This window comes from Proteus genomosp. 6 (assembly GCF_040139785.1).
Taxonomy (GTDB): Bacteria; Pseudomonadota; Gammaproteobacteria; order Enterobacterales; family Enterobacteriaceae; genus Proteus.
On the sequence record NZ_JBEEVJ010000015.1, the window covers coordinates 1 to 12,846 of the forward strand.

Sequence of the window (12,846 nt, forward strand, 5' to 3'; positions counted from 1 at the left end):
GAACATTTCACCTGTATCAAGTTTTGATGTTTTTCGAAGTGTCCTTACGCGCTCTGTAAGTTGTGTAGTAACGTCAACCATATCAACCACCTCATAACCTAGGAACGAGTGCTTAAGCATCTCCTTGACGGTTTCAGGTGTGTAATTGGCGTTGTTCTTACATAGGTATTTGCTTATCTCTGAGCACCACAAATGGAAAGTGGAATTTTGAGATAGTGAGCGCTTGTTTTTCCAAGGCTTGATAATGATTCGGTGTGGCTGGTTTGTTGCTAGAACTTCTTTGAGGTGTTGCCATGCGGTATTTTTGGTTGATTCGTGGAAGAGGAAATCTACTTCCAAGTTAGCCTCCTATTTTTTAATCTTCCTTTGGAGCTACCCACATATCAACAATATTTGCCATGTATTGACCTATAATTTCCTGCTGCTCGTCCTCGCTCATAGCTTCCCATTCTGACTCTGTTATGCCTAACTCAGTATCCCCTCGCGTATTAGAACAATATAAATGGGCGTACAAATGCATTTGCTTATCACTCACTGTTAGCTCTCCTGTTCCATGCTGCGATAGCCATAGCTATTTTACCTTTCCCAATCATTTGAGCAGATTGCGCATCGCAGTTATGACAGCGCACAATCGCTGAGCGGTCAGGGCAATCTTCTTCATACTGGCAAAAAGCTTCTACGTTACTACTCCCGCAAAACGGGCATTTCTTGAGTTCGTTCATAACAACGGCTCCCGTAATCCTGTTTTCACATATTTGATATTGTGGGCAACTAAAATCTCCCATTCGTCATAATCGTGACCGAAAAAATGACCTCCTGCCCAAGCTCCATCATTGTCTTGGTCATTCAGTATGAAATCCCATTGCTCATCATTGAGCTTAACTAAACGAGTAACGTTAGTGTCGAACACCTGTTGCTTAATCATTCTTGCAAGTGGTGATTCCATCATTCACTCTCTGGCATTGGTGGGCTAAGCATTGGTTGCCAATGAGTTATCATTGAATAGTCATCATCCTCTATGAAATCCTCACCGCAACTTATGTAATTATCGAATGAGATTGACCATGTCCAACCTTCTCCGCATGTATCAGAACGCATAAAAACGTGGTATACAAACTCTTCACCTCTGAACCACCCAGCAATTACTGGCGTGTCCATTTCAGGCAATCTCTCACTCACCTTAACCCAATTAGTTCCCTGCATTAGATGCCTCCCTTTCTTACCGTTACTTTTAGTTGTAACGCTTTAAATTTCGCCATTCTAGATGCGTTTTCAATATCATTGATTCTCTGATACGCCTTGCCTCTCGGCCTCTGCTTATCGGCTGCCAGTTCAAGCTCAAAAAATATTGCGTCTGTTTTATCTATGAAATATTTAATGTTCGCATGAATATATCGACCCGCTATAAATCTACCTTGGCGCAAGTAGGCTTTGTTCAGTACTGTTAACGTTGTTCCTTTCATCACTCAATCCTCTAATTAATATTGATATTCTTAGTGCAAAATTTAAACGCCCAACTGATTAGATAGGTCATCACTAATGCCTGAATAATCACTATTGGTAATGCCCCTAGATAAACATGAAGATTAAACTCGCCTAATTTATCTATCGCGATTAAAAGTGATACCGAACACCAAGCAATGAGTTGAAATAGAAATGTAAGAATGTTGCTACTAAATACCCTGACGAGTGCCTTCTGATGCCATTTCATCTAAAAATCCTCACGATTCCCACTCGTAGCCGACTTTAATTGCCTTGGCTTGCTCTAAGGTATTAGTCATTACTTTTGTGTTTGAAATATTACCCCAGCAATTACACTCGACTGGAGTTAGGTAATATTCATTTTCTGTTCCATCATCAGATTTGTAAGTGTGACGAACCGGATCACCTAATACCTTGGTGACAGTGCTTTTTAATAAGTTCATCTAAAAATCCTCTTGCGTGTTAAACGTTGGCACCTTGGAATCGGCGTTGTTGTGGTCTGCTACTTTGTTGACAGATGCTTGATGCTTGAGCCTGATCGGTGTCAAGAAAGTGACCATTTTTGAATAATTGATAAACAGTTCCCAATTTCCCAAATCGGTTTTTTGTCACAATTATTTCTGCGTAAGCTGCTGCGGGGGAGTTCTCATTATAGACTGCATCGCGATAAAGCATGATGATGCTATCCGCATCTTGCTCTACGCTTCCTGAGTCTCTTAAATCCGCATTGGTAGGTCGTTTGTTAGGTCTCTTTTCAACATCGCGAGATAGCTGACTTAGTGAAATAACGGGCGTTCTGATGTTTTTAGCCAGACCTTTCAACGTTGCAGAAATATGAGCAATAGCCAAATCGTTACGCTCTGCACGAGGCTTCTCGATTAACCCTAAGTAATCAACCATGATTAACGATAATTCAGGATGGCGTTTCTTGTGTCGTGTTGAAATTGCGGTGATTTGTTCAACGGTTAACTTACTGGCATCGACGACCCAGACATTCAGACCAAGTAAATTACCTGCACCCATAGATACCCTTCCCCAATCTTCGTCACTCATACGAGATGGGTTTCTCAATGCGCTAACAGATAGGTTTGCTGATCCTGCAATCTGACGCTCTACAATTTGCTGAGAATCCATTTCCATCGAGAAAATTAAAACGCCTTTCTTGGTGTCAGTGCCGATAACATTTTGAGACGCAACGCCTTCTGTAATTTTCAGCGCGATTTCTGTTTTACCCATTCCTGGTCGAGCGGCGATAATGACCAAATCAACAGGGTTGATGCCTCCCATAATTTCATCTAATTCTCGGATCCCAGTTTTTAACGTGTCCGACTCCTCACCTTTATTAACACGCTCTTGTAAAACTTCCGTGTAATCTTCGATTAGCGATGAAACATGAACGGGAGCAATATCACCTTTCGAGGAATGCATATCAGATGCCTGAGCAAGAAAACTTTCCATTGCCTCACTGGCTTGCTCAATGGTTCCGTTTTCAATCACACCACGCACAGAATCCATCAACTGGATCATAGCTCTACGGTTATGATTATCGGTCACCATCTTGGCATAGCCTTTCAGGTTGGCTGCGCTAGGGCAATCCTTGGCTGTTTGAATGATGCTTGCTAGGTGTTCACTTCCCATTCCTTCAGCAACCATCATCATATCGATGACACCGCGAGACTTGGCTTGTTTTTGAATAACTTGATAGGCTTCTCGATAGAACCTAACTGAAAATGATTCAGGCTCTAAAGTGGCCAAAACATCCGAGGCATCAGGTGTTAACCCTGAAATTAACAAACCGCCAATAACACTTGCTTCAAATTCCGTATTGATCACTTAAAACCCCCTGTCAGCAAATTTACCTTCTCGAACACCTGTCAACGTTGTTTCTCTTAGCAGATAATCAATATCAGCCGTCCAACCTGTATCGTTTTCACCAAAATAAAATGGCTTAGCCATTCGCACAAAGGCTCTAACGTAGGCTCGCCAACCATCAACATTTGCCGTTGCAAGGTTTTTGATTATCTTCCTGATCCGTGTTTTACGTTTCTCGTTAGCTTCCACAGCATGAGGCAGTCTGTCACCAACTTCCTCGTTGTAGGCATTGAGATATTCATCGTAGTTAATTGGAGTTGATTTTCTCTTGGTAGGTTTTACCGACTCTCCCCCTTTCACCTCGTGAGGGGTAAGGGGTGTATTACTTTCTTTCTTTTCTTTTGTAATAGTTTCTTTTGTGTTTAGCTGACTTGGCTTATGTGAATTAGCCGTTTTAGCTAATGTTTTATTAGCCGACTTAGCTAATGTTTCGCTAATTTGGCTAATATTGAAATTCCACTCAGTAAAATCTTTGTTAATTCCAATTTTATTACCTGATGAAATAACAATATTCATAGCAATCATTTCATTCTTCGCTTTGCAAACATGAGTATGATGAATACCTGTCATTTCAGCTATCTGAGTGTTTGTAATACGGTCTAACTTTTTGCCGAAGCCGTATGTCTTTCTGATGATCGCCATAACGACTTTTAGTTGTCTTGCTGTTAAATCTGCACACATAACAGCTTCAAATAGGTCGTTGGCTATTCTTGTGTAACCATCTTCAAGATTTGCCACTGTTGACCTCTCTTGCCGTCGTTGATTACCAAAGTCAGCGTATGCAACATTGCTATTCATCGCTCTTGCCTCCTAGTACCTGTTGACGATGTTCAGTGCGTATTTTTGCATCCTCAAGTATTGCTCTTAGGCACTTAACACCGTCCTGAGTCACCAATCTGTTAAAGCGATTTCTAGCGTTGTTTTTATGCACAGCACTATGATTAAATCGTTGTTTCATGGTATAATTCCCTTATTCCGAAGCTGTATCAGACAAGAGAAACCTAAATTTCCCTTGTCGTAATTACTGGTTATTGATACAGTGTATTTGCTAAGTTAAATGGTTAAGTCCATTTGTTGAGAAGCCTCAGTTACCGCTGGGGCTTTTCTTTTTGGTGCTTTGACATGCTCAAGCATCTGAATTAATGCTCTAGCCTCATCACCTTGCAATATCACTGTGTCATCTGGTGTCTCATACCCAATAGCAACTAAAAGCCTTGCACAACGTTGTATGAAGCTTAATTGCGTTTTAGATTGTTGAGATTGCCAGCGAGATATTTGTGATTCGTGAATACCCGTTCTTTTCGCTACTTCTCTAGCGCCAGTAACAAGTATCCCTTTCATGATTTTTGATTCGATTTCTCGAAATTTGCGTTCGTTTGATAATTCCATTTGTTAAATTCCTTCTTAGAAAAACAATTAGTCCGTGACTCACGATCCTGTGAGTTAAGTTTGCACACGATGCATGTGCGGATTGATTATTAAAGAGCGATGGTGTTACCAGTATTTATTACCCAAATCCCATAAGTGTGGTAAGTCAGGGCGAATGTCTTTTCCTTTAACTTGACCATTTGTAGCTTTAACAATTAACGGGATGTGTTCAGGTGATACTTTTGCCTTGTTATGTAGCCACTTAAAAACTGCTTGCTGTGTAATACCACACGCTTCACCTAGTTTTTTCTGTGTCCCTACGATATCAATGGCGGTTTTAATTGCTTCATTCATAAAAAACCTCCGTTGTTTATTTTTATATAATAAAACCTTAGTTGTTTTTAATCAACAACTATATTCGTTTGAATGACAACAACTGTGGTTGTATATTTATGAATATGAAAACTACTCTTGCACAACGATTAAAAAAGGCTCGAAGATTGTCTGGCCTATCTCAAAAGGAACTAGGCGAAGCTGTTGGTGTATCCCAAGCCGCAATTCAAAAGATTGAGGTTGGAAGCGCGCAAAACTCAACTAAGCTAATAGAAATAGCTAAGGTTTTGAGAGTCTCTCCTGAGTGGCTGTCGTCTGGTAATGGCGATGATCCAACACTGCCTACTGTCCATACATCCGAAGTAAGTAATGTAAATACTGCTACACATTCAGAGGCTGGATCTGGTGTTAGTAATGCTTATAAGGTTGAGATACTAGACATTCAAGCTAGCGCAGGACCAGGAGTGATGATTATCGATGATTTCATTGAGACAATCACGGCTATTGAGTATTCAGCGGATGAAGCCAAAAGATTATTCGGTGGTAGACCTTCAAATACGATAAAGATGATCACTGTAAAAGGTGACTCTATGTCAGAAACATTTGAGCCTAGAGATCAGATATTCGTAGATATAACCACAAACTTTTTTGACGGTGACGGGATTTACGTGTTCGTTCTTGATAACCAACTCTACATAAAGAGATTACAGAAGCAACATAAGCGCCTAGCTGTCATATCAGATAACTCAAGGTATGAGACTTGGTATTTAGATGAAGAAGCCATTAACGGTCTTTATATCCACGCTAAAGTGCTAGTTAGCCAATCAATAAAATATAAGTTCCATGGTTAACCCAATGGCCTGACGACACGTTTTAGGGTGTTAGTTTTTTATTTTATCTTGACGGGAATCTGGTATTAATCTACTTTAAATTGAATTGATGGCTTTTTAATGATAGATTTTTTGCCCCCTCGTTTTGTAAGTTAGATATATGGAAATGCTAATTTAGACTTAGGGGTCATCCTCAGGAGGTCATATGAGAATCAATCAGAGAAGAAAAGATTTTTACAAAAAAGTACTCGAACCAATTAAATCTAAAAAAGTCTCTCCATCTGAATATTTAGAAATAATTCAGAGCCATACAGATAACATAGAAAGAGTTGAGTACGTAGCACCAAAACTCGGTGATAATAATTTTGGGGCATTTAAGGTAACATACCGAACGCCTGTACTTTGTGAAATTAATATATGAGCACGAATGAACCTTCAGAACTGCCATCACAAATAGTTGATGATCAGGAAAAAAATCAACAGCAACCTAAGAAAGACAAGCCAAATCCAATAGCAGCTATTGAAAAATTTGTTGAAGTACAATCTAAAGAGATTGAGCTAAAATCTAAAGAAATTGATTTTAAGACCCAAGAATTAGAAATAAGACGACAAGAAATTGCGAGCAATAAGGAAATTGCGCTTAAATCCATTGAGGCTCAAAAAGAAGATAGAGAGACGCAAAGCCGTTTTTTTAGTGGCTTAGAAACTAAAAAAGTTTACTTTAAATGCTTGGTTGCTGTTGGTGTTGTTCTAGTCGTGATTATTTCTATGTATACTGGCAATGCTCAATATGCAATTGAACTCGCTAAAATAGCTGGCGGTGTATTGGCTGGTTATTTGGCTGGTGTATACAAAGGAAAGGCAGATCAACTAGAACGTACATCAACACAAAAAAATGAAGAATAGCCTTTAAATTATTATATAAGCCCTCCTCGCGAGGGCTTTTTTGTGCCCTCTCCCCGCCAAAGAAGTGATCTGCATTCCAATCTGAGATTTATTTGAAAATAAATTACCAACAAAAACAACCAAATAAAACCAAGGTAATATAAAAACACCAATACAAACAACTTTGGTTGTTGACAATAAAACAACTATAGTTTTAAATATAACTCATCAAAGGCAAGCAACATGAAATACAGCCTAATGTTCTTTAACAATTTGGATATCACACTTGGCGTTGAGCGGAGAGATCTGCATAACTCAGCTCCTCGACAATCTCCAGCCTTCAAGGGGGCATGGCATTCTCGGGCAAGCGGCGGACAAGGTCAGGTGTTTAATACTAATTATAGGTCATTCAATGAGTGGCCTATGGTGAGTAAACAGGAGGTTAACATGAACTCTAAGAAGCGACAGGAAAAGCGACGCAAGGCATGGATCGCAGAGCGTAGAAATAAGCCTCATACGGCATATAACGGCACGGACTGCCCGATAGCAAACTTGGTTCTGGAACTCAAATCAGCACCAGATACACGTAAAACATTAAAACTGAAAAAACAGCCGAGCAGTGAGTTCGGGGTTACGGCTAGATAGGAGAAATAACGTGGAAGAATTAGAGAATTTAATAAAAGAAATAGCAATAGATGAAGGCATCACATTCAAGGATGCCATTAAATTAGCCATTAATGTACTGCGTATTAATCAGGCTAACCAGCCTGATGAAAATTCAACGCCTGTTGATGGTGGTAATCATTTTGATGGATAAAGTGATGCATTCCAATCGTTAAAGGAGCATAAAAATATTGATGGATCTTTTGATTTAGATAGCGGTTTTGCGACTCTTTTAACCTCTGAAAGCAACTGATAGGTCGTCAAGTCACGCTTACCAAAGTATGTACCGTTTGGTAAATCATGGTTTTTACCATTTGCAAACATAATGTATCGATAAAATTTAATACCTTCCATTCTTTTATGAAGAGTCTCGTAATCGTCATAATCCGCATTATATAGCTCAATACGAACAATAAAATTTGCCATTTAAATCATTCCTTATATTGACTGTGGAATAACCAATATATCAATTTTCCTTGACTGTGGAAAGTAAGGAACCACCTCGCCTGATGTGGTTAAAAGCAGGCACAGTTAACTAATCCCAGTCCATTTTGTGGGCTGTGGTGAGTTGATTAATAGATAGGAGCCGCAATGAAATGTAGCAACAAATATTGCCAAGACGGCATTGAGTTTATTACCTGTTGCTCAGGTTGTGAATGTGGCTGCATGGGTCAACCAGTAGCAGCAACCAATTGCAAGGAATGTAATAAAGAGAACAGAGAGCCAACAGACGAACGAGTTATTCAGGAATTGCAACATCTTGAATGGCTTGGTGATTAATAGATAGGAGATAGAGATGGAGTTAAAGATAGATAGAGGCACTCTACTTGCTGTCATGGAGTGTATGGCAATAAGAGATATTCGCTACTACATTTGCGGTATCTGTTTTCTACCTAACGGCAAAGTGGCTGGCACAGATGGTTATATGTTGGCATACGGCGAACACGATAACGAAATTGAAAATGAAGTTATTTTGTCAGTCGGCAAATTACCAACAAAACAATTCGATTATGCAATTTTCGATACTGATGACGGAATTGTTAGGCTGTTTTCAGATGAAAATATATTAATAGGCGTTTCAATGTGTAGTGTTATCGATGGTCGTTTCCCGCATATCGACAAGTTAATCGAAAAAACACGAAAAATTAAAGAAAACTTACCATTCAAAATAGGCATTAACGTTTCATTTCTCGCTAAGTTACAGAAGATAGCAAAGTATGTTAACCCTAAAATGCCAGCTATCGAACTTCAATTCAAAACAGGTCAAGACGCAATTATTTGCGACATATTCAACCCGTACAAACCGGTATCGGTATTGATTATGCCAATGCGTATTTAGTTAATAACGGAGGGAGTATGACAGATAAAAACTACGACGCACATTACGCGAGTGATGGGTCTATTACCTCGGCATCATTACGCGACCAGTTCGCAATGGCTGCTATGAATGGAATCTTATCCAACCACTGCATGATTGATAATGTAACCGAACAATCTGTGGTATGGGTTGCTAAAGAATCCTACCTCATGGCAGATGCAATGTTAAAGGCTAGGGGGTGATATGGAGTTTAAAGGTACGCCTGCGCCTTGGTTTTGTATGAATGGAACTGATATTTTTACGGAGTTAAACCCTACAAATGCAAGCGGAATTAAATCAGACAAAACAGACGGATGGCAAATAGCTGATTGTTCTGTTGGGAAAACGTGTGTAGATGGGGAATATGTAGAGCTGAGTGCAAAAGAGAAAATTGCTAACGCCCATCTAATCGCATCAGCACCAGAGTTGTTAGAGCAGTTAATAAGACTTCGCAATAAAATTGCAAGCTATAAACCAGATGATGACGATGATTTAGACATCGTTGACGCTGTAATCGCAAAAGCCCTCGGTCAACAGTAACCCACCACTTAATCATTCATATCGCTATTAATAGTGAGGAATACGCACATAAGGAACATAGGAAATGGCAAATGAATTAGTCGTAATTGAACAAGCGACAGCGCTAGATTTATTTACAGCGCCAGAAAAAGTAAATCAGATGCTAGAGCACATTAAGTCTCTTGCAGAAGAAGAGCGTAAAGAACTCGATAGTGATTTCTCAGTAGCTAAAAACCGAAAGGCTTTTGCATCTCTGGCGTACAAAGTTACTCAAACAAAAACAGCTATTGATAAGGCTGGCAAACTGGTTGTTAATGACCTGAAAGAATTACCTAAGAAAGTAGATGCCGCACGTAAGCTATTTCGAGACGAACTTGACTTACTGAGTGATGGAATTCGCAAACCACTAACAGAATGGGAAGCGCAAGAAAAAGCTCGCGAAGAAGCCGAAGCGCTTAAGAAGCAAGTCGAAGTTGATCATGAAGAAGCTCTGCAAATGAACGAGCTGTTTGATTTACGCAAAGCCGAAGAAGAACGCCAGCGCATTGCTCGTGAAGAAGAAATGAAGCGACAAGCTGCGGAACAGGCAAGATTCGAAGCTGAACGAAAGGCACGGCAAGAAATTGAAGCTGCAGCACGGCGTGAGCGCGAAGCAAAAGAAGCAGCCGAACGTGCAGAGCGTGAAAAGCAGGAAGCTATTCAACGTGCAGAGCAAGCAGCAAAAGAAGCCAAGGAAAAGGCAGAACGTGATGCTAAAGAAGCTCAGGAACGAGCTGAACGTGAGAAGCAATTAGCTATCGAAGCCGAACGCAAGAAAGCACGGGAAGCAGAACAAGCGCGATTAGCAGAAGAAGAACGTAAGTGTCAGGAAGAAGCTAAACGTCAGGCTGATAAGGAACATCAGAAAACAGTTAACAATAAAGCCATGCAAGATTTAATTGATGCTGGCATTCCAGAAGAGTGCGCCAAGAATTGCATTATCGCTATCGCTAAAAACCTAGTATCAAACGTAAAAATTCACTACTAACCCACCGCACCAACACCAGATAACCACCCTATCGCTATCGCAAGATTAGCGCAGGTTTCGCACATCCAGAGGTAAGCATGAATATTGATAAATACAAACTTTGTTTAGCTCAATCGCAAGCCGGGATTGCACGCTTTCTCAAGGATGAGAATGGATGGCGCAAAGCAAACGAAACATTAAAAACAGCATATGGAGTACAACATGAACGCAAAGCAGAAACACGCAAAGCAACAAATATTCACCCTACTTCGCGAGTCTGAAATGACTGAGCAACAAGTCGAATTATTGTTTGATGATTGGAAATTTAAACAGCAATGCGAAAAGACAAATCGAATTTTACGTCAGGTTAATACGCGTGGAGAGTATGCGTTCACGTAAGGAGGTAGTCATGAGCCCCATCTTGGATATGTGCTGTGGCAGTCGCATGTTCTGGTTTGATAAGGAAGATAACCGAGCAATTTACAGCGACATCCGCGCAGAGAAACATATCTTATGTGATGGAAGGAAGTTAAATATCACACCAGACATTATCGCTGATTTTAAAAACCTACCCTTCCCTGATGATTCTTTTTATCAAGTTATATTCGACCCACCTCATTTAATCAGGGTTGGCCCCAACGGATGGATGTTTAAAAAGTATGGGCGATTAAATAAAGAGTCATGGAAAGACGATTTATCAAAAGGATTTAGTGAAGCATTTAGAGTGCTCAAGCCAAACGGAACATTGGCATTCAAGTGGAATGAAACACAAATAACCACAAAGCAAGTTTTAGCGCTAACCGACCAAAAACCAACAATAGTCCAGCGTGTTGGCAAGAACGATAAAACGCATTGGGTGCTGTTTATTAAGGAGGCGTGATGAGCAACTCAAAACAATGGTTAGAAGAATTACGCGGGAAGCGTAAAGAATCGCAGGAACGCGAACACGATGAATTTATGTATCAAACGGAAGTGTTAGGACGACAAGGATTGTCATTGCCAATGAAGGACTTTCAGGGAGATTTTCAATGAACGTTTCTAATTCCTACCCTACCGATAAATACCCTCAATTAACATCTCCATCATTAGCAAAAAACAGAAAGGAAGCTCTGGCTCAAGCTATTGCAATGATTGATGGTCATTTGCCAAATACGAGCGTGAAGGAGAGAGAAAAGCGACTTGCAATGGAACTGCTACACATGAACTTGGACGCATCGAAAAATCACCCTCCTCTACCGCCTCACATTCAGGCATTACGCGATGCAGAAAGGAATTCTGTATCTAGTCGCAATATTGAAATCGATTACTACGGAAGCGATCGGCGTCAAGGTCAGTATCTTGGAGATTAACATGACTGCTGTATATAAAGCGATTAGCAATGTAGCCAAGGAAATGGCTGAAACAGGAATAAAGAAAGGAAGTAAAAATCAACAGCAAGGGTTTATGTTCAGAGGGATTGACGCTGTATATAACGCTCTTGCACCAGCTTTAGTTAAGCATGGATTGCTTATTCTTCCACGGATCATTGAACGCTCAGTCACGGAAAGACAAACACAAAGAGGTGGTCAGCTATTCTACGTTGTGGTTAAGGCTGAATTTGATTTTGTTGCCACGGAAGATGGCAGTAAGCACACGGTAGTGACTTATGGTGAGGCTATGGATAGCGGAGATAAAGCCACAAATAAAGCCATGTCGATTGCATATAAATACGCGGCATTTCAAGCGTTCTGTATTCCAACAGAAGAAACAGCAATTGATGCAGATGCGGAAATTCATAACGTAGCGCCACGGACGGCAGATCAGGTGTTAGCTGATTACACTAACTTCCTTGGCACAGCTACAAATCAGTCACAAATCATGGATGAGTACAAAAAAGCATGGAATGCATTGGCTGGTACTGAATCACAAAAGGAATGTGAGCGTGTAACAGGTATTCGAATTAAAGAACTTAAGGAAGCTGCATAATGGCAAGTAAAGGCGTGAATAAATGTATTCTCATTGGTCACTTAGGGCAGGATCCAGAAATCCGCTATATGCCGAGTGGTGGCGCTGTTGCAAATCTCACATTGGCCACATCGGAATCGTGGCGTGACAAGCAGACTGGCGAGATGAAGGAGAAAACTGAGTGGCATCGAGTGGTAATTTTCGGGAAATTAGCGGAAGTTGCAGGTGAATACCTAAGAAAAGGAAGTCAGGTATACATCGAAGGTTCTCTACAAACCAGAAAATGGCAAGACCAAAGCGGGCAAGACCGATACACAACGGAAGTAGTGGTCAATATTGGCGGAACAATGCAGATGCTAGGCGGTAACGGTGGTAATCAGGCAGGAAGCCAGAAGCCGCAGCAATCAGCACAGCAACCGCAACAGCCTAAACAACAAACTCCACAATACCATGAGCCACCAATGGACTTTGATGACGATATTCCTTTCGCTCCTATCGGACTCCCCTACCCACGCCACACTATTTATGTGATTTAACCAAAGGATATAACCATGAAAAGTTTACACGGTCGTTGCATTCAGAGATGG

General features: G+C 40.6%; 29 protein-coding genes. 16 read left to right on the forward strand and 13 right to left on the reverse strand.

Features of this window, described 5'->3' with window-relative positions:
* The 12 genes from ABN212_RS16300 to ABN212_RS16355 all read right to left on the reverse strand — a co-directional run.
* On the reverse strand, window positions 1-339 hold a 339-nt coding region (locus ABN212_RS16300; protein WP_349443428.1), incomplete at its 3' end, for a recombination protein NinB.
* A 16-nt stretch (window positions 340-355) separates the two neighbouring features.
* Window positions 356-535 carry a DUF7167 family protein gene (locus tag ABN212_RS16305; RefSeq protein WP_223672579.1) on the reverse strand — a complete coding sequence of 60 codons (180 nt, stop codon included), beginning with the start codon at window positions 533-535 and terminating at the stop codon, window positions 356-358.
* Window positions 528-722, reverse strand: a complete 195-nt coding sequence (locus ABN212_RS16310) for a Lar family restriction alleviation protein (protein WP_210850018.1) — start codon at window positions 720-722, stop codon at window positions 528-530. The genes ABN212_RS16305 and ABN212_RS16310 overlap by 8 nt, the downstream gene beginning before the upstream one ends.
* On the reverse strand, window positions 719-949 hold the full coding sequence (locus ABN212_RS16315) for a hypothetical protein (RefSeq protein ID WP_349443429.1): 231 nt from the start codon (window positions 947-949) through the stop codon (window positions 719-721). Before ABN212_RS16315 ends, ABN212_RS16310 begins: the two co-directional genes overlap by 4 nt.
* Window positions 946-1,203: a DUF551 domain-containing protein gene (locus tag ABN212_RS16320; protein WP_349443430.1), complete on the reverse strand. Its 258-nt coding sequence runs from the start codon at window positions 1,201-1,203 to the stop codon at window positions 946-948. Before ABN212_RS16320 ends, ABN212_RS16315 begins: the two co-directional genes overlap by 4 nt.
* Window positions 1,203-1,463 carry a hypothetical protein gene (locus ABN212_RS16325; protein ID WP_349443431.1) on the reverse strand — a complete coding sequence of 87 codons (261 nt, stop codon included), beginning with the start codon at window positions 1,461-1,463 and terminating at the stop codon, window positions 1,203-1,205. Before ABN212_RS16325 ends, ABN212_RS16320 begins: the two co-directional genes overlap by 1 nt.
* 11 nt (window positions 1,464-1,474) lie before the next feature.
* A complete protein-coding gene (locus tag ABN212_RS16330; protein WP_349443432.1) occupies window positions 1,475-1,711 on the reverse strand; it encodes a hypothetical protein in 237 nt (78 codons plus the stop codon).
* 10 nt (window positions 1,712-1,721) lie between these two features.
* On the reverse strand, window positions 1,722-1,925 hold the full coding sequence (locus ABN212_RS16335) for a hypothetical protein (protein ID WP_349443433.1): 204 nt from the start codon (window positions 1,923-1,925) through the stop codon (window positions 1,722-1,724).
* 19 nt (window positions 1,926-1,944) lie between these two features.
* On the reverse strand, window positions 1,945-3,312 hold the full coding sequence (locus tag ABN212_RS16340; protein WP_152691668.1) for a replicative DNA helicase: 1,368 nt from the start codon (window positions 3,310-3,312) through the stop codon (window positions 1,945-1,947).
* A gap of 3 nt (window positions 3,313-3,315) precedes the next feature.
* Entirely contained in the window at window positions 3,316-4,152 is an 837-nt protein-coding gene (locus ABN212_RS16345) for a replication protein (protein WP_349443434.1), read from the reverse strand.
* A 255-nt stretch (window positions 4,153-4,407) separates the two neighbouring features.
* Window positions 4,408-4,743: a CII family transcriptional regulator gene (locus ABN212_RS16350; protein WP_123822243.1), complete on the reverse strand. Its 336-nt coding sequence runs from the start codon at window positions 4,741-4,743 to the stop codon at window positions 4,408-4,410.
* 105 nt (window positions 4,744-4,848) lie between these two features.
* Window positions 4,849-5,076 (reverse strand): transcriptional regulator, encoded by a 228-nt coding sequence (locus ABN212_RS16355; protein ID WP_036907955.1) that lies wholly within the window; start codon window positions 5,074-5,076, stop codon window positions 4,849-4,851.
* Between the two features lie 104 nt (window positions 5,077-5,180).
* Here ABN212_RS16355 and ABN212_RS16360 point away from each other — a divergent pair, with 104 nt between their 5' ends.
* From ABN212_RS16360 to ABN212_RS16380, 5 genes are all read left to right on the forward strand, one after another.
* On the forward strand, window positions 5,181-5,906 hold the full coding sequence (locus tag ABN212_RS16360; protein WP_432807470.1) for an XRE family transcriptional regulator: 726 nt from the start codon (window positions 5,181-5,183) through the stop codon (window positions 5,904-5,906).
* Window positions 5,907-6,090: 184 nt separating this feature from the next.
* Complete coding sequence (locus ABN212_RS16365; protein WP_349443436.1) at window positions 6,091-6,306, forward strand: hypothetical protein; 216 nt, start codon at window positions 6,091-6,093, stop codon at window positions 6,304-6,306.
* A complete protein-coding gene (locus tag ABN212_RS16370) occupies window positions 6,303-6,791 on the forward strand; it encodes a hypothetical protein (RefSeq protein WP_349443437.1) in 489 nt (162 codons plus the stop codon). The genes ABN212_RS16365 and ABN212_RS16370 overlap by 4 nt, the downstream gene beginning before the upstream one ends.
* A gap of 426 nt (window positions 6,792-7,217) precedes the next feature.
* The gene (locus tag ABN212_RS16375) at window positions 7,218-7,415 is read left to right on the forward strand and encodes a hypothetical protein (protein ID WP_349443438.1); all 198 of its coding nucleotides are present in this window, start codon (window positions 7,218-7,220) and stop codon (window positions 7,413-7,415) included.
* A 10-nt stretch (window positions 7,416-7,425) separates the two neighbouring features.
* On the forward strand, window positions 7,426-7,587 hold the full coding sequence (locus tag ABN212_RS16380) for a hypothetical protein (protein WP_155289771.1): 162 nt from the start codon (window positions 7,426-7,428) through the stop codon (window positions 7,585-7,587).
* Here ABN212_RS16380 and ABN212_RS16385 read toward each other — a convergent pair.
* A complete protein-coding gene (locus tag ABN212_RS16385; protein ID WP_349443439.1) occupies window positions 7,572-7,859 on the reverse strand; it encodes a DUF2622 domain-containing protein in 288 nt (95 codons plus the stop codon). The two genes, ABN212_RS16380 and ABN212_RS16385, sit on opposite strands and share 16 nt — an antisense overlap.
* A gap of 165 nt (window positions 7,860-8,024) precedes the next feature.
* Here ABN212_RS16385 and ABN212_RS16390 point away from each other — a divergent pair, with 165 nt between their 5' ends.
* The 11 genes from ABN212_RS16390 to ABN212_RS16440 all read left to right on the forward strand — a co-directional run bounded on the left by ABN212_RS16390 (window position 8,025) and on the right by ABN212_RS16440 (window position 12,795).
* A complete protein-coding gene (locus ABN212_RS16390; RefSeq protein ID WP_349443440.1) occupies window positions 8,025-8,213 on the forward strand; it encodes a hypothetical protein in 189 nt (62 codons plus the stop codon).
* Between the two features lie 16 nt (window positions 8,214-8,229).
* Window positions 8,230-8,772, forward strand: a complete 543-nt coding sequence (locus ABN212_RS16395; RefSeq protein WP_196534536.1) for a hypothetical protein — start codon at window positions 8,230-8,232, stop codon at window positions 8,770-8,772.
* A 17-nt stretch (window positions 8,773-8,789) separates the two neighbouring features.
* Window positions 8,790-8,993 carry a hypothetical protein gene (locus ABN212_RS16400; RefSeq protein ID WP_349443441.1) on the forward strand — a complete coding sequence of 68 codons (204 nt, stop codon included), beginning with the start codon at window positions 8,790-8,792 and terminating at the stop codon, window positions 8,991-8,993.
* Between the two features lies 1 nt (window position 8,994).
* Window positions 8,995-9,330: a hypothetical protein gene (locus ABN212_RS16405; RefSeq protein ID WP_349443442.1), complete on the forward strand. Its 336-nt coding sequence runs from the start codon at window positions 8,995-8,997 to the stop codon at window positions 9,328-9,330.
* A 64-nt stretch (window positions 9,331-9,394) separates the two neighbouring features.
* Window positions 9,395-10,336 (forward strand): cell envelope biogenesis protein TolA, encoded by a 942-nt coding sequence (locus tag ABN212_RS16410; RefSeq protein ID WP_349414823.1) that lies wholly within the window; start codon window positions 9,395-9,397, stop codon window positions 10,334-10,336.
* 201 nt (window positions 10,337-10,537) lie between these two features.
* On the forward strand, window positions 10,538-10,714 hold the full coding sequence (locus ABN212_RS16415; protein ID WP_201288462.1) for a hypothetical protein: 177 nt from the start codon (window positions 10,538-10,540) through the stop codon (window positions 10,712-10,714).
* Between the two features lie 10 nt (window positions 10,715-10,724).
* A complete protein-coding gene (locus ABN212_RS16420) occupies window positions 10,725-11,195 on the forward strand; it encodes a class I SAM-dependent methyltransferase (protein ID WP_349443443.1) in 471 nt (156 codons plus the stop codon).
* The gene (locus tag ABN212_RS16425) at window positions 11,195-11,347 is read left to right on the forward strand and encodes a hypothetical protein (protein ID WP_202608804.1); all 153 of its coding nucleotides are present in this window, start codon (window positions 11,195-11,197) and stop codon (window positions 11,345-11,347) included. The genes ABN212_RS16420 and ABN212_RS16425 overlap by 1 nt, the downstream gene beginning before the upstream one ends.
* Window positions 11,344-11,664, forward strand: a complete 321-nt coding sequence (locus ABN212_RS16430; RefSeq protein WP_349443444.1) for a hypothetical protein — start codon at window positions 11,344-11,346, stop codon at window positions 11,662-11,664. The genes ABN212_RS16425 and ABN212_RS16430 overlap by 4 nt, the downstream gene beginning before the upstream one ends.
* A 1-nt stretch (window position 11,665) precedes the next feature.
* Complete coding sequence (locus tag ABN212_RS16435; RefSeq protein ID WP_349443445.1) at window positions 11,666-12,280, forward strand: ERF family protein; 615 nt, start codon at window positions 11,666-11,668, stop codon at window positions 12,278-12,280.
* Complete coding sequence (locus ABN212_RS16440; RefSeq protein ID WP_349443446.1) at window positions 12,280-12,795, forward strand: single-stranded DNA-binding protein; 516 nt, start codon at window positions 12,280-12,282, stop codon at window positions 12,793-12,795. Before ABN212_RS16435 ends, ABN212_RS16440 begins: the two co-directional genes overlap by 1 nt.
* The last annotated feature ends 51 nt before the right edge of the window (window positions 12,796-12,846 follow it).